The sequence below is a fragment of the Candidatus Zixiibacteriota bacterium genome, assembly GCA_036480375.1.
Classification (GTDB): Bacteria; Zixibacteria; MSB-5A5; order GN15; family JAAZOE01; genus JAZGGI01.
This window is the reverse complement of record JAZGGI010000024.1, coordinates 262,691-279,415: the sequence shown is the minus strand read 5'-3', so window position 1 is coordinate 279,415 and position 16,725 is coordinate 262,691. Positions and strand designations below refer to the sequence as shown.

Annotated in this window: 12 protein-coding genes; 8 read left to right on the top strand and 4 right to left on the bottom strand. The window is 43.3% G+C overall.

Annotated elements, in window-relative coordinates:
- Positions 1–71 precede the first annotated feature (71 nt).
- Positions 72–2,177: an acetate--CoA ligase family protein gene (locus tag V3V99_07255; protein MEE9442449.1), complete on the bottom strand. Its 2,106-nt coding sequence runs from the start codon at positions 2,175–2,177 to the stop codon at positions 72–74.
- A 208-nt stretch (positions 2,178–2,385) separates the two neighbouring features.
- Here V3V99_07255 and V3V99_07250 point away from each other — a divergent pair, with 208 nt between their 5' ends.
- Both V3V99_07250 and V3V99_07245 read left to right on the top strand, forming a co-directional pair.
- Positions 2,386–2,721 carry an STAS domain-containing protein gene (locus tag V3V99_07250; GenBank protein MEE9442448.1) on the top strand — a complete coding sequence of 112 codons (336 nt, stop codon included), beginning with the start codon at positions 2,386–2,388 and terminating at the stop codon, positions 2,719–2,721.
- 127 nt (positions 2,722–2,848) lie between these two features.
- Positions 2,849–3,718 carry a right-handed parallel beta-helix repeat-containing protein gene (locus tag V3V99_07245; GenBank protein MEE9442447.1) on the top strand — a complete coding sequence of 290 codons (870 nt, stop codon included), beginning with the start codon at positions 2,849–2,851 and terminating at the stop codon, positions 3,716–3,718.
- A gap of 451 nt (positions 3,719–4,169) precedes the next feature.
- On the opposite strand, the gene V3V99_07240 is transcribed toward V3V99_07245, so the two are convergent.
- Together V3V99_07240 and V3V99_07235 are read right to left on the bottom strand one after the other, a co-directional pair.
- Entirely contained in the window at positions 4,170–4,625 is a 456-nt protein-coding gene (locus V3V99_07240; protein ID MEE9442446.1) for a hypothetical protein, read from the bottom strand.
- Positions 4,622–5,383, bottom strand: a complete 762-nt coding sequence (locus tag V3V99_07235; GenBank protein ID MEE9442445.1) for a hypothetical protein — start codon at positions 5,381–5,383, stop codon at positions 4,622–4,624. The genes V3V99_07240 and V3V99_07235 overlap by 4 nt, the downstream gene beginning before the upstream one ends.
- A gap of 354 nt (positions 5,384–5,737) precedes the next feature.
- Here V3V99_07235 and V3V99_07230 point away from each other — a divergent pair, with 354 nt between their 5' ends.
- The 6 genes from V3V99_07230 to V3V99_07205 all read left to right on the top strand — a co-directional run bounded on the left by V3V99_07230 (position 5,738) and on the right by V3V99_07205 (position 13,966).
- The gene (locus tag V3V99_07230; protein MEE9442444.1) at positions 5,738–6,964 is read left to right on the top strand and encodes a DNA polymerase IV; all 1,227 of its coding nucleotides are present in this window, start codon (positions 5,738–5,740) and stop codon (positions 6,962–6,964) included.
- A gap of 56 nt (positions 6,965–7,020) precedes the next feature.
- A complete protein-coding gene (locus V3V99_07225; protein MEE9442443.1) occupies positions 7,021–8,103 on the top strand; it encodes an OB-fold nucleic acid binding domain-containing protein in 1,083 nt (360 codons plus the stop codon).
- A gap of 41 nt (positions 8,104–8,144) precedes the next feature.
- On the top strand, positions 8,145–10,181 hold the full coding sequence (ligA, locus tag V3V99_07220) for an NAD-dependent DNA ligase LigA (GenBank protein ID MEE9442442.1): 2,037 nt from the start codon (positions 8,145–8,147) through the stop codon (positions 10,179–10,181).
- A 54-nt stretch (positions 10,182–10,235) separates the two neighbouring features.
- The gene (locus V3V99_07215) at positions 10,236–11,045 is read left to right on the top strand and encodes a hypothetical protein (GenBank protein ID MEE9442441.1); all 810 of its coding nucleotides are present in this window, start codon (positions 10,236–10,238) and stop codon (positions 11,043–11,045) included.
- A gap of 6 nt (positions 11,046–11,051) precedes the next feature.
- Positions 11,052–11,867, top strand: a complete 816-nt coding sequence (locus tag V3V99_07210; protein ID MEE9442440.1) for a phosphoadenosine phosphosulfate reductase family protein — start codon at positions 11,052–11,054, stop codon at positions 11,865–11,867.
- Between the two features lie 536 nt (positions 11,868–12,403).
- Entirely contained in the window at positions 12,404–13,966 is a 1,563-nt protein-coding gene (locus V3V99_07205; GenBank protein MEE9442439.1) for a transglutaminase-like domain-containing protein, read from the top strand.
- 153 nt (positions 13,967–14,119) lie between these two features.
- Here the strand turns inward: V3V99_07205 and V3V99_07200 are convergent, their stop codons facing one another.
- Entirely contained in the window at positions 14,120–16,546 is a 2,427-nt protein-coding gene (locus tag V3V99_07200) for an ABC transporter permease (protein ID MEE9442438.1), read from the bottom strand.
- Positions 16,547–16,725: the final 179 nt, after the last annotated feature.

The window sequence follows — 16,725 nt, the reverse complement described above, 5'->3', positions numbered from 1 at the left end:
TTTTGGCGCAAGTGAAAATTTCGGAACAATATAAAAATGATCCTTGTGCGCAACAAGATGTTTTTGACCATTTATTCCTTTTTCAACAGGAAGCGGGCGTCAACCGCTTTACAGCAATCCTTTTCAGCTGAGGCAATGAACGGATTAATATCAATTTCTTTAAAAACACTGAAGTCGGTAATTAGCTGCGACAAACGAAGCAAAGCTTCTTTCAATAAATCCAAATCTATCGGCTTGGCGCCCCTGAATCCGGTCAAAAGAGGATATGATTTCAGACTTTTAATCATGCTTTCGGCGCCGACGTCAGTCAGGGGCGTTATCCGGAAAGAGACATCTTTCATGATTTCCACATAGATCCCTCCAAGACCAAACATGATAAGCGGTCCAAAAGCGGGATCGACACTCATTCCCATAACCGTTTCGATTTCCCCCGATACCATCGATTGAATTCCGACTGTAAATTTTTCACCCTTTTTGAGGGGACCTATTTTGGTTTTTAAGTCTGTGAAGGCGTCTTTCAGTTCTTTATCGCTCCGGATATCAACGGTGACGGCACGAGCCTCGGTTTTATGGAGAATTTCGGGGGTGTTGAGTTTCATAACGACCGGGTATCCGACATTTTTGGCTACTTCCACGGCCTGTTTTGCGCTTAATGCGATCGTATAGGGTGCGATCGGGATTCCGTAAGCCTGAAGAATATCAAGGGCGTCATTGCCGACGATGGCATTATTACCGGCTTTTTTGTTCTTTTTAACGATGGATTCGACTTTGTCCTTATCAACGTCAAAAACCACGAACTTACCGCGTTTGCGATGCAGGTATTCGCGATATTGATCAATACATTTCAGCGCTTTGGCGATAGCTTCGGGGAAGATATAAACCGGAATGCCGCTTTCCTGAAGTTTCATCATACCCGGAGAGCGAAATCCGACGCCCATGAAGCAGACGAAAAACGGCTTCTTTGATTTTTCTTTGGCGTCGATTATCGATTGGGCCACTTCAAGCTCATCGATAGTTATCGGCTGAACGAAAATGGGAATAATCGAATCATAAGTTTTATCTTTGCTGACCGCTTCAAGGGCTAATTTGAATTCCTCTTTACCGGCTCCGGCCACGAGGTCAAGAGGATTATTCAAAGACACTTCCTCGGGCAGGAAATTTTTCAACTCTTTTTTTATTTTGGCCGGCAAAGGGGGCAATTGCATGCCCTGCGAGGCAATGGCGTCGGTAGCAAGAATTCCGGGACCTCCGGCGTTGGTAACAATCGCGATGCGATTGCCTTTGGGCACCGGTTGGCGGCTCAGAGCTATGGCGACGTCATATAATTCCTCGATGGAAGTCGTTCGCATGACTCCGCATTGCTTGAACAAAGCGTCCGAACCGACATCGGCTCCGGCCAAAGCCCCGGTATGCGACGAGGCGGCTTTGGCTCCCTGAGATGTTCGGCCTGATTTTACGGCGACAATCGGTTTGAAGTGAGTCGTTTGACGGGCAATTTTCGTAAATCGCATTGGATTACCGAAACTTTCCAGATACATCAAAATCATTTTAGTCTGTTCGTCGTCGCGCCAGTACTCGACCAAATCATTACCGGAAATATCGGCCTTGTTGCCTACCGAGCAAAACATGGAAAAGCCAAGATTTAATTGATCCGCGAGATTAAGGATGGCTTCGCCTAACGCGCCCGACTGAGACACAAAAGAAATATTGCCTGCTTTGGGCCGGGCTTTTCCAAAGGTTGCGTTAAGCCTAACATTGGGATCGGTATTGACTACTCCAAAGCAATTTGGCCCGACCATGCGCATGTCGTTATCGCGAACGACTTTTAGAAGTTCGTTTTCACGCTCGATACCTTTACCCCCAATTTCTCGGAATCCGGCCGAAATAACGATGAGGCCTTTGACGCCTTTTTCGCCGCATTGTTTGGCAACGTCGACGACATATTCCTTGGGAATGACGATTATAGCCAGATCAACGGCGTCGGGAACGTCAAGAATCGTTGAATAAGCCTTAATGGAGTGAATGACGCCGGCCTTGGGATTGACCGGGAAAATTTTGCCGTTAAACTCGTAAATAATCATGTTATGTAAAATCTCGCGGCCGATGGTATTGCGCCTTGAGGAGGCGCCAATTACGGCAATTGAGCGAGGTTTGAATATGCTATCCAGATTTATCATAAAATCCGCCCTTATTTACATGTAAAAACTCTATTACAATCGGTATATTCCGATCATAATTTCAATCAATTATACCCCTGTCCCACGGCAATGTCAAATAATGTCAAAATAAATTCATTGCCTATTTAAAATAATTTCGTAACTTTTGACAAACTTGATTGAAAAAACGTATATATATAGGAATTTAAAAATCAGAAGGGGACTTTTGATGAAATTTGAGCATTATGAAAAAGACGGTATTGACGTCATTGAAGTTAAAGGCAAAATCATGGGCGGTGATGATTTTCTTCCACTGGACGAAAAGCTATACGCCCTGATTGGCCGAGGACGAACCAGGGCAGTTTTGGATTTGTCCGGCTGCGCCTGGATTAATTCGACCGGTCTGGGTCGGTTGATTCATCATTCGACGAGTTTCAAGGATCAAAAAGGGGAATTGAAACTGGCCAATTTGACGGAGAAGATCGATAAAATCATAACTATTACCCGGCTTTCTGAAGTTTTTGACGTAACTGATTCAGTCGAAGAGGCTCTTTCGAGGTTTTAATTCATTGAGCTCGCAAATTAATTCAGGGCGGGAGGCATTTCTGCCTTCCGCTTTTATTTTGCCAAAATATCATTCGTTTTCTCGTAACAATTATTAGATAACCTAATCGCTATTGAGTAATAGAGTGATGAAATTTTCGGTTCCATATTCGTTTTTTTTCGCGGCTGTTTTTATAATCGCTGGGTGCGATTCGGATGATGATAAAATTACTCCCCCTCCTGTAATAAACGATCATATCATCCGCGTACCGGGTAATGAAGCCACGTTTCAGGCGGCGATAAATGAGGCGTCCGATGGTGATACCATTCTGGTTGCTGACGGCGTTTATCAAGGATTTGGCAATCGTGATATCACATTTAATGGGAAAGATATCGTCATAAAATCCGAGAACGGACCCCGGGTAACCGTTATAGATTGTCAGGCTGATAGTTTCCATCAGCACCTTGCGTTTGACATCGAAGCCAAGGAAGACGGAATCGTCATTGATGGATTTACAATTCGAAACGGCAATCATAATAATGGGGGAGCGATTGAGATTCGTTCATCGTCGCCGACTATCAGGAATTGCATTTTCAAGAACAATACGGCTCCGGTCAGCGGCGGCGCGATTCGCGCCAAAGGCGGCGATCCGGTTATCGAGAATTGTACCTTTTATGGCAATTCTTCGATTGTCGGCGGAGCGATTTATGTTATTGCCGGAGCCTCGCCTCCTATTCGAAATTGTATTATCGCGTTTTCCACCCAGGGTGGGGCGGTGCTATCATCCGATGGAACCAGCATACCGCAGATTTCATGTACCAATATTTTTGGCAATAGCGGCGGTGATTGGATTGACCGGATTGCGCCGCAAGCCGATTCGAGCGGTAATCTTAATCTTGATCCGATATTTTGCGATACGGCTTTGAGTGTTTTTAATCTCCTGCCAACATCCCCCTGCGCCCCTGCCAATAATTCGTGCGGGGAATTGATTGGTGCGCTGAATGCGGGGTGCCAGTAATAATTTCCTTCATATCTGAGAGTTATCCACATTTTATTTTTTGTAAATTCCTTGTTAGTTCATATCTCTATTCAGGTTACAGCAAATTGGGTTCGTTTTGCAGGCAAAAGCCTGTTTTCAGCTGTCGCGCGGTTGACCTCCGTCGGTTCACCGCTTCGCTAAGGAACCGACGGAACAGTGAGCAACTTCTAAAATGGGTTTGTTTCCTCAGATTAACGTTTTTGGTCATATCAACTCGGTGGTGATTCAGGCAGGCGGGGGCCTGTTTTTTGGCTGTCGCGCGGTGTCCCTGTCTTTTGTGGAGAAGATAGAATATCATCTCGGGCTCGTCGCGACGTGCGCCCACGGGTGCATTTGTTTTCTTTTGATAATCCATACTACTTAATGATGATTGTTTCGGAATCAATGGGGGAATTGTGGGATAATTGTGTGATTCCAAATGGAAACGTACTTATTTAAATCGATCAAAGTTAAAAGCAACATATTTGTTAAATTTGTCTTTTGGTATTTCTCTATTTTCACGAGTTCTCTTACCGTTGAACCAAATTGATCTTTTCCCTATGTTTTTTCCTGATTTATTTACAACCGATTCTTTAATAAACTCGTTGGATGATAGAATCCACATCATGTCCATTCTCTCAGAGTAAAACACAAAATAATAATTATTTCTTTTTTGATGAGTTATTGCAGCGAAGAGGGCAGCATCTCCAAAAATAACATCCTTTGAACGAGCCTTTATTTGTATTTCGCAAAAGGAACCATCCCTTTTTCTTATAACGGCATCAATACCAAAATCATCAACAACTGGAACATATACGTCCAAGCCTTCCTTTAGCATTTTGCCGATAATCCAATATTCCATTCTTTTTCCATATCCAGCGCTATGCCTAAATGATATTTTCTTCATGATTTCTCCTTAATATTCAAGTACCAATTGGGTTCTTTTTCAGCATTTTCGCGCACAATTGCTAAATTCTCTTGAGATTTTGGATAAAATTCTTGATACAGTAAAAATCTTTTAGATACTTGACTATTCATATATATAAGAATGTCCTTCACGACCGAGATCACACATGTATAAACGGAAGAAGCATCTCCAAATTCTAACCTATATACTTCCTTATGAATACCTGTAATAGGCCATTTGTTTTCATCGAGATTATCATCAACTAAATGATTTCCATCCTTGCCAATTTCTATATTAAATTTTATTTTTGTAACTCTACCATGGACAATTGAATTTCTAATTTTCGCATATTCACTCAACTGTTCAAGGTCTTTATTATCTTCTGCAAAATAGTCCTGTGGGGGATTTTTTTCAACATTACACAGTACGGGAATAAACCGTATCTTTTCACACACCGGCCAGTACTCAAGATCTCTGCTCCTATGCTTTTTATTCATCCATTCAGGATCAAGAACCGAAATATCATGCTTTTTGAACGCTTCCAAAACTGAATTTGCGAATGACTCCAAGCCTGCTACGCTTGCAATTATACATGCCCTAGAACAGGCCCGCACTCTTGATAATATATTCTGATCAAAATATTCGGAATCGTTATCTAATTTTCGTTTAAGTCGCTTTGCCTCGCTCAGAAAATAATCTGCGTCATTAAATAAGGCCTGAAACGACTTACTTAGAACATGTAATTCCTCGACTGGCATAAGCTCCTTCATATAGGTTTAGTTATGCTATTTTAGTTTTTTTTATCAGTTATGCCATTAACATTAAATAGTTGTGTGTTTATTGCAATCACTTTTCCAAATATGTGATGTACATTTGTACAGTATTGCCGTAGAATAATCATGCGGAGATAAGAACACACCCCGTCCCTGTGGAGCACCCACAATTGTCGAAACCGCAGGGGTTTCAACCTACGGGGGAACTGTCAGGTCACAATTTCGCTTCGCAAAATCAAGACCTGACAGAACGACGACTGTCGAAACCGCGGGGATTTCGGCCTATGCGGAAACTGTCAGGTCACAATTTCGCTTCGCGAAATCAGGACCTGACAGAACGTGAAAGAAATTATGGTGATGTATTTGTACATAGATGTGGATGCGTTTTTGGCGGCGGTGGAGCAGTCAATCAATAAGCATCTGCGCGGGAAGCCGGTGATGGTCGGCGGGTTGAAGAACGAGCGGGGAATCGTTTACTGTTCCAGCTATGAAGCCCGCGCCCGGGGAGTCAAACTGGGGACGAACCTGCGCGAGGCGGCCAGATTGATTCCCGACGGAGTTCTTATCAAGGGCGACTGGTTTGTCTATGAGCAGTACTCCGACCGGTTGATGGATATTTTACGGGAGTTTACTCCAAAGCTGGATCAGATTTCTCCGGACGAAGCCTGTCTTGATATCACAGGTTTGGAGCGGTTGTATCCATCGTGGGAAAAGCTTGCCAAAACAATCAAGAAACGGGTCTGGTCGGAGTTGGTTCTGAGCACTTCGGTTGGAGTGGCGTCTTCGCGGGTGGTAGCCAAGATCGCATCGGAAATCGTCAAGCCAAATAATTTGACAATTGTTGAACCGGGGACCGAAAAGGAATTTCTCTGTCCCCTGCCGGTCGGGAAAATCCCCGGAATCGGACGGGTCGGGAAACGGATACTGAACGAGATGGGGGTCAAAACAATCGGGCAATTGCAGGCGATTCCTGAAAATTACCTGATAAAGCTGTTCGGGCAGAATGGGCGCAAGTTCGCGTCGTATGCGATCGGCAAGGACGGGCCGCTTGTTCGTGATTTTTCGGCGATTCGTTCGGTTAATCGGGAAACCGGGCTGGCCAAAGATTTCACTGACCGGAAAATTCTGCTGGGTCATTATTATTATCTCCTGGAGCGGGCCTGCCGACGGCTGCGCGATATCGGTAAGAAGACGGCGCGGATGACAGTCAAGTTTCGTTATGCCGATTTTGAAAATATCGAGGGACATATATCGGTTTCACCTCCAACCTGGGATGAGAAGGTTCTCTATAAGCACGCCAAACGGATGTTTACGACGATGTACAAACGCCGCCTGGGGATTCGGTTCGTTGGCGTAAATTTGTCGGGATTGAAAAATTCGGTTTACTCGGAGTCGTTTATTTTCGACCGCACCGAAAAAAACGAACGACTTTTGGGGAGTATCGATGATATCCGCAATCGGTTCGGATTTTTGTCGGTGACGACCGGACAGACGCTGGCGCTCGGCAATGAATACAAACAAAAGGCGACCGGCTATGAGTTACGCACTCCCGGGTTGTCGAAGTAATTTTTCGCTTTTATGGGGTACGGCTCCCGTTGAGGATTTAATTGGGGCGGCGGGCGATGACCAAGGGGCGCAAAAGCGGAAAATTCAAAAAGTTATGTAATCAATTTTTGGACGGGGCGGTCAAGAATGGCGTTTCGAGGAAAAAGGCGATTGAGATTTTTAAGCTACTGGCTTTATTCGCGGGGTATGGGTTTTGCAAGGCTCATGCGGCAACCTACGGGTATTTGGGGTATCAATCGGCCTATCTCAAGGCCCATTATCCGGCGCGGTTTATGCAGGCGGTTCTCAATAATGGGGGTGGGTATTATCCGGCGGCAATTTATATCGCCGAGGCGCGGCGGCTGGGAGTGAAGATCAAGCATCCGGATATAAATAAAAGTGGCTGGCACGAGACAGTTGACAGGGATATCATGTATGTGGGACTGGGGCGTATTCGGGATTTGGGTGAGAATACAATTGAACAGATATTGGAGACGAAGCCGTTCGCGTCGTTTGATGATTTTGTCGAAAAGGTTCGGTTGTCGGCAGGGGAACTGGAGAATCTAATTAAGGTTGGGGCTTTTGATAGTATTGACACGATTCGTCCTTGCCTTCTGTGGAGATTGCGATTGCGCCGGGGGAAGCGGCAGCCGGTGGGGGCGGCTTTGTCGATTAAACAGACCGGGGATGATGATATATTCTCAGGACAGTTGATTATTCCTCGGGCCGGGTATTTGCCGGATTTACCTGACTTTACACCATTTGAAAAATTCCTGTGTGAGCGCGAGATTCTGGGATTTTCGGCGAGCGAACATCCGTTGAAGCTCTTCCCAGCCTACGATGGAAAAACGTTTTCCGAAGTATGCGAATTGAGCGGTTCCAAAGATGGGGTCGCAATTTCGGCATGGCTGGCGGATATCAAACGGATTAAAACGCGCGAGAAAAAAGAGTCGATGGTTTTTTTGACGTTCGAGGATTTGCGGGATACATTTGAGGTCGTTTTGTTTCCGGAGAGTTATAGGAAATATCATGAGACGGTTCGGCGGTTTCGGTATTTTTATATCGAGGGGGAGCTCAATACCGACGGTGGGACGACAGCGATAATCGCAGAGAAACTCTCCCCCGCTCCGACCGGGCTGAGCGATAAAACGTATCTGTAATCTTATATTGACTGAGCCGCCACTCTCATATAGATTACAGTATGAATCCGAAAAATATACCTGAGAAAATTATCCGCGAACTGGAGAAACTGCGCGAAGATATTGAAGAGCACAATTACCAGTATTATATCTGCGATAATCCAACCGTATCAGACGCCGAATACGATAGGCTGTTTGACCGCCTGCTGGAGATAGAAAAGCAGTATCCGGATTTGGTAACGAGTTCATCTCCTTCCAGGCGCGTTGGGGCTCCGCCGTCGGAGAAATTCGAAAAAGTCAAACATCGTATTCCGATGTTGTCGCTACAGAAGGTGACGACGTTTGAAGAGTTCAAGGAATTTGACATGCGAATTCAAAAATTCTTGGGACACTGGGCGCTTATAGATATGGAATATATTTTTATGCCAAAGTATGACGGACTTGCGATTGAATTGGTTTATGAAAACGGGCAATTAATTACAGGATCAACTCGTGGCGATGGGAGAATTGGTGAAAACATCACTCCAAATATAAAAACTATTCAATACATTCCTTTACATCTATCGCAAGAAACTGCAAAAATATATCCGCTTCTTGAAATCCGCGGCGAAGTGGTAATGCCTATAGATGAATTTAAACGTATAAATGAAATGCAAGAATCGCTTGGATTACCGCCTTTTGCGAATCCACGAAATGCCGCAGCAGGTTCGGTTCGGCAGTTAGATAGTCGAATTACGGCTAGCCGTAATTTAAAGTTTTGGCCTTATGGTATTTCACAACAAGATTTGCCTAGGCTTAATAAGTATTCTGAAGTTCTGGAGCTCTTAAGAAACGAAAAGTTCTTAATTCGAGAAGATCAATTTTCAGTGTATAATATAGGTAATCTGGAAAACTTACACAATCAATTGCAAAATCTTGTTGAAAGACGACAATATCTTGACTACGATATTGATGGCGCTGTCATACAAGTTAATGATTTCGAATTTCAACAAAGACTCGGGCAGGTAAGCCGTGCTCCCCGGTGGGCGGTGGCGTGGAAATTCGCCGCCGAGACGGCTGAGACAATTCTCGAGGATGTCATATTCCAGGTCGGTCGGACGGGAATCATAACCCCTGTGGCGGCTCTCAAGCCGGTGCGGGTTGGAGGCGTTGAAGTCAAGCGTGCTTCTCTTCACAATGAAGATGAACTGCGCGAGAAAGGCGTTCATATCGGCGATGCGGTAATAGTCCGACGGGCCGGGGACGTGATACCCGAAGTGGTTGAAGTTATCGAAAGCAAAAGACCCGAAGGAAGTCATGCCGTTAAATTTCCCGATAGCTGTCCATCGTGTTATGAACCGATATTCCGGCTCGAAGGCGAAGCGGCCTACAGGTGTATTAACGCCGCCTGTCCGGCGCAGATTGTCGAAAAGATTTTTCATTTCGCGTCCAAAGGCGGGATGGATATTGAAGGGTTGGGCGGTAAGCTGGCTCTGCAATTGGCTCAGAAGAAACTGGTGCAGTCTCCGGCCGATATTTATTTTTTGACAAAGGAAGATTTGCTGCCGCTGGATTTGATGGCGGATAAACGGGCACAGAATCTGCTTGATGCGATTGATGAATCGAAAAGTCGGCCGCTTCCAAATATTATTTTTGCCCTGGGGATTCCCGGAGTTGGTGAAACAGCGGCGAGGACGCTGGCAGAGAGGTTTGGTACGATTGATAATTTGATTTCTGCTTCGTTTGAGGATTTGGATTCAATTAGCGGAATCGGGCCGATCCTGGCCGAATCGATTGTCGGATATTTATCGAATGATGCGGGAAAAGAGATAATTTCCCAGATGAAAAAAGGTGGAGTCAAATTTACGGCATTCAAGAGCGAACGACGGGAAGTTGAAGGGATCGCCGGAAAGACTTTTGTGATAACCGGAACATTATCCAAACCACGCGATCATTTCAAAAAGCTCATCGAAAACGCCGGCGGTAAAGTAGCGTCGTCGGTATCGAAAAAAACCGATTATCTTTTGGCCGGTGAAAAAGCAGGCAGTAAACTCGATAAGGCAAAGAAGCTGGGTGTTGAGATTATATCAGAAGAAATTTTAGCTGGATTATTGAAATAAATATTTTATATATTGAAAAAATTAGTTCAACATTTATAGTATGTGGTAATTGATGTGAGACAATTTAGTGATTTAATTAGTAAGCCAAAAGACTATATTACAAATCCTAAGAATCGTTTAGAGTTATTGTTGGTCAACTCATTCGTTCTAATAGCCTATTTCTATTTATTCACATTTCAAGATATATTAGGTATTTCTGTACCACTAGTTAGTTTTGCAACTTTAATAGCAATTCCATCCCTTTCACTTGTTGGAATTCCATTAATTAAAGTAATTTATATTAGCCCAGATAAACTTCAAAGAGGCGTTGGCAAGAAAAAGGCAATCAGATTTTTCCAGAACGAATTCCCAAGTAATTATTTAATAACAAGGTGTCAAATTTGTAATGAAGATATAAATACATGTCATAATTTCATAACAAAAGAATCATATGATCATATCCGAATTTGGTTTAACGATATTTTCCATGGAGCGATAATGGAAAATTACCCAAAAGCTGTCCATCAAACATATAAAAAAGGATATACATGTAAGCTACTCTTCCATTTATGCGGCATTCTTCTTTTTTTCACTGTAGTTTCTGTATGTACCTATACTTTTTATATTGTGACTAATTATCACGATTTAGAATTTGCCGTTTTTGATTATTCTTATCAGATATTTTATATGCTTTCTTGTCCGTCGATATATGGTTACATAAAATTCACGAATAAAGTAAATACTGATAATCCCACTGGGTGCTGGCACGCATGGCGCGAAATTAATCGTATTCATACCTCTTGGATGAAAAAAAATGATAAAATCTTGAATAATATAATTTGTATAGCTAATGGAAACGGAAAAGTATATCAAAAGAGAAAGTAATCTTGAATGGTAGTTGATAAGGTATTAAAGGAAAAAATAAGTTCCGCTAAACAATTGATCAAAAAATGTCTTACTAAGCATAAAGATCCAGTTATAGCGTGCTCATTTGGCAAAAATTCAATGGTAGTGCTTGACCTAGTTTATAAATATCGCCCGGATATTACCGTATTATTCAATGATACATTGGTCGAATATCCAGATACATACTCATTTAAAAATTATATCGTCGATACGTGGAAGCTAAACATCATCGTAACTAAACCTACCAAAAACTTCTGGTGGGTTGTGGAGAATTATGGCTTTCCCCTATTTTCCAGAAAGGGTCATAAGGATGCAACTAAGAATTGTTGTAGGTATTTAAAGGAATATCCTCTTGCAAAAATCTTAAGAAAATACAAATTTGACTTATATTTTACAGGACTGACTAGATTTGAGTCTCGCCTAAGAGAATTTTCCGCTCGTAAATATGGTGATTATTTTTATTCAAAAACGCAGAGTCATTGGAAATGCCATCCAATTCAAAACTGGACTGAAGAAGATGTATGGAATTATCATAAAATTGAAAAACTTCCATATAATGGATTATATGATAAAGAGCCCGTTGCGGGTTTTATTTTACGTTCTGGTTGTTGGTGTTGTACTATACCAATAAAATATGGTAAAATCGAGTTTTTACGCAAAAACTACCCAAAACATTGGAAAATACTTCTGAAAAAGGGGTTGGGTGATTTAGTGGTCAAGCATAAATTGGGTCATGAAATTTCAGATAAAAGACTTAAATTTTTAATAGAAAACCGTCCCTGCATCTTTGATAAATTTTGATAAAATGAGCCAACTTTCAGGAAGCTGGCCGGCATCCCTGTGATGCCGCCAAAAACATTTATATCGCGCTTCGCGCGATTGGCAGGAGCCCGGTGGGCTCGTTCACTACAACTGAGAGTTTTCCCGTTTTGCGGGAGAACGAGTCGGGAATCCAGGATTATTCAAGCTCAGCATGGATGCCAGCTTTCGCTGGCATGACAGGAAATTACATATACTTGCTTACGACAACTTTCGAGTTGTCCCAACACACAATTATATAAAAACGACAACCCGAGAGTTGTCGCTACACGCAAACATACAATAGGGCCAACTCGAGAGTTGTCGCTACACAAATTTGTCGGGTTTCTCGCATCGACCCTGTCGGGTCTTCACTCGGAACACCGACCTACCACTACATGTAATACAGATGATGTCGGAACCGCAGGAATTCCAACCGATAATCTACAAATGCTGCTTATTCCTTATATCCTTTTCCAAATATTGACTATCCCTCGCATTTTACTTACTATTGATTTTTACTTAAAGGAGATTAAAAAGTGAAAATATTATTGATTCTTTTGATTGTTGGCGCGGTGTCGATTTTATCGGCGTGTTCAAATATGGATAATTACCCGGAAAATGTTTCCGAGGCTTTGAATTTTGCAGGTGACAACAGAGCCGAACTTATCCGCGTAATTGATCATTACAAAGACAGCGGCGATTCCCTGAAACTGCAGGCCGCTTACTTTTTGATAGGCAATATGGAAGATCACTGTTATGTCACTTACCGTTTATTCGACACATCGGAAAATACCGTTGAAATTGATCCTATGACATATGAGAATTATGAAGTATTGACAATCGCTATCGACTCTATCGAAAAGACCCGAGGCGAATTGGATTATGAATCGACAGATAAAATCATGGATATGGAAACTGTCAGCGCCGATTTTTTGATAAATCAAATTGACCTGGCATTCACCGCCTGGCGGGAAAAACCCTGGGCCGGGCATTTGAATTTCGATGAATTTTGCCGCTATGTCTTGCCCTATCGGGGCAGTAACGAACCTCTGGAAGATTGGCGTTCGCACTTTGTCAAAAAATATGCCGGTATTGATACGCTGCTTGAAAACTCCAAAGATCCGGTGGAGGCCGCCGGATTTATAAATAAAGATGTCCGCACCTGGTTTGGATTCGATCCCCGTTATTATTTCCATCCCACCGACCAAGGTATGACTGAGATGCTTGCGTCAGGATTGGGCCGCTGTGAGGATATGACCAATATGGCTATTTTTGCATTGCGGGCAAACGCCCTGGCGGTCACGTCGGATTTCACTCCCTATTGGGCTAATACCGGAAACAATCATGCCTGGAATGCTATTTTGACGGCCAACGGTACGGTCGTTCCCTTTATGGGAGCCGAAGCCGATCCGGGGCAATACAAATTGCACAATAAGGCCGCCAAAGTATATCGCAAGACATTTGATAAGCAGATGGGCAATCTTGTTTTCCAGCCCAACAAGCAAGATTCCCTTCCGCGCTGGTTAAATCGAAAATACTACACCGATGTCACGGCTGATTATATGGATGTTTGTGATGTTGCCATATCCTGTACCGAAGAGATTCCCGACTCGGCAGACATCGGCTATATCTGTGTTTTCAACAGCGGTGAATTTCGGCCAATTCATTGGGGAAGAATCGAAGACGGCCGGGTGACATTTACGGATATGGGAAATGGTATTGTCTATCTGCCCGCCAGTTATCAGAATAAGGAAATCGTTGCGCTGGCTTCTCCGTTCATACTTACCGAAGATTGCCGGATAGAATATTTGATTCCGGATACCGGCCGTACCATATCAATTAATCTATCCGGAGTAACCAAACGGGCAATGGCGGCATCTACCGAAACAAGTAAATTGGGTTCATTAACCATCGGCGAAGAATATACCCTCTCTTACTGGGACAATGGTTGGCAGACTTTAAAGGAATTTAGCGCGGCGCATAGCGCGGTCAGAATTGATGAGCTTCCATCGGGCTGTCTTTATTGGCTGATTTCATCAGATGGCGGTCGGGAAGAACGCATCTTTACGATAAAAGATGGACAGCAAATCTTTTGGTAGTGTGATTGGCAGGGGAATTGGCTGGAGCCTTGCAGGCTCCATCCCTACAAATCTTTATGGATGTCGAAACCGCAAGGATTTCGACGTACAAATAAATAGAGACAGTCCTCGCGGGTTGTCTCTATGCAGGATTTATTGTAAACATTGATTTTGTTATTCGCGTCTTAGAGCATCGATCGGATTTTTGTTGGCTGCCTTAATTGATTGATAGCTGGCGGCAAGCATAGCCATAAGAAACGTTACAAGGGCCACAAAACCGAAAGATAGCGGCCCAAGAGAAACCCGAACCGGTAAATAAGATAGCATATCAGACATCATGAGATAACAAATCGGCCACACGATTATATTGGAGATAGCGACCAGAATGACATATTCTCGCGACAGCAATTTAACAATACCCGGAACCGTTGCACCGAGGACTTTTCTGATCCCGATCTCTTTGGTGCGCTGTTCGGCAGTAAAGGAGACGAGACCAAATATACCGAGGCAAGCGATGGAAATGGCTATTATAGCGAAGGCTCCGAACATTTTTTGTTGGCCGCGAATATCATCAAATTGCTTATTGATAGCATCGTCAAGAAATGAATATAAAAAGGCCCGATCAGGATAAATATCCTGCCAGACGGATTTAACAGAAGCGAGAGCCTCGTTGATATCATCAGCCGGCAACTTAACGGCGACGGCACCAAATAATTTAGGGGACCTTCTTATCACTGACATTTCCGGATCACCGTATCCCACGGCCGAACTATAGAAATTCTTGACGACACCAACAACTTCGAAAGCGACGTCTTCCCCGGCGTACAGCTTTCGTCCGATGGGTTCGTTCCATTTCATTTCTTCAACAACAGCTTCGGTAATAATTACCTCGATATCGTATGCCGCGGAATTATCGGAAAAATTTCTACCCTTGACCAGATTCATGCCAAACATCGATAGGAAATTTTCATCGCCGGCGAAATATGATGTGATAAATCTCTCTTCGTCCTTTCTCTCGTCATTGGGATAATAGGCCGCGTAAGTGTTGGAGCGCACGCCGGGGAATTGGTTGCCTGCGGTCGCCGAGACGACACGCGACTTATTTAGAATTTCATTTTTAAGAAGAAGAGAAGTAGCCGACGCGTCCTCACCGTCGAAATTCATAATGATAATATTATCCTGTTCAATCCCCATATCCATAGTAGTAACCAGGGAGATTTGACGAACCGTAATTGTTGCGCAAAATATAAAAACTACCGCGACGCCAAATTGGAAAACAACCAGAATGCGGCGAAGGAGAGATTTAGTGGATTTCATACTCGACCGCGATTGGAGGATTGAAATCGGCGTAAAGCGCGACAAATACAGAGCCGGATAGAAGCCGGACAATATTCCGACAATTGGAATAAGGGCAATCGTGGCGATAAGCATAAACGGATCATTATAAAAGTCAACAAGCATATCCCGCGGAAGGCTACTCTGGAACCAGGGTTTACAGACATTGTAGATCACGACTCCTATCCACGTCGCGATACCGGTAATGATGATGGATTCACCGAGGTACTGGGGAATGAGTTGTTTGCGCATGGCGCCAAATACTTTGCGGACGCCAACTTCCTTGATACGGTCGGCCGATTGGGCGGTTGAGAGATTTATAAAGTTCGTGATGGCCTGGAATAGGATAAAGAGCGCGATTAATCCAAAAGCGTAAATAAGCGAGATTTCACCTCCAGGATAAAGTTCACCCCGATAGCCTGAGAAGAAAGTCGCGAAGTAGATATCTTTTAAAGGATTAAGCATAAATGTATATTTTTCGACTTCATCCGGCGAGATATAGCGGTTGAGAATAGAGGGAATTTTCGGCAGGAGTTCATCCGGATTGGTATTTTCCCGAAGCAAGAGATAGACGTAGTCATTGCCCAATGTATCCCATGCATGAATATCTTCCCCCATTCGTTCCAGAGTAGAATAGGAGAGTATAAAATCACAATATAATTGCGTATTTTGAGGGATGTTATTGAGAATACCTGTAATTGTCGCATTGATATTGTCATTAATAATTATATCCTGCCCGAGGGGATCCTGATCGGGGAAATACTGTTCAGCGGCTTTTTCGGTAATCAGTACGGAATTGGGGTCGGTTAGAGAGATTTGAGGATTCCCGACTTTAATCGAGAATGTAAAAACATCAAAATATTCAGGTTGGGCAAATATCATTTTCTTACCGTGAGTATAACTGGCTCCCTCATATTCATTTATAATGCGGTGACGTTCTTGGCCGGTATAAAAACTCTTGATATCGTGCACACGGAAAATTGCAGCCGATTCAACTTCGGGAAGGTTTTCAATCAATGACTGTCCCAGTGGTCCCCAGACGCGAGCCGAGGCCATCTCGATTTCACCGGCGGCATATTTGCCCTGCAGGCGATAGATGCGATCCTTATTGACATGGAAATCCTCGAAGCTGGTTTCGTAACTGATATACCCAAGAATCAGAAGGCACAAAGCAAGTCCCGTTGCCAATCCAAAGATATTAATAGCGGTAAAGAGTTTTTTTCTGAGAAGGTTTCTAACGGCTGTCTTAATATAATGCCTGATCATAATTTGAATTCCCTAAGCTTAAAATAAAATTAGCATTTTTCGCATCATATATATATTTCTACGTGAGGAGTAGCGCAATTGATTCAATACCGTAAAAAATCCTTTTTGGGGATTATTTTCTTCTTTTCCATTTTTCGATTCATCGACATGATTGATCTCTCACTTCCACCACATTGCTA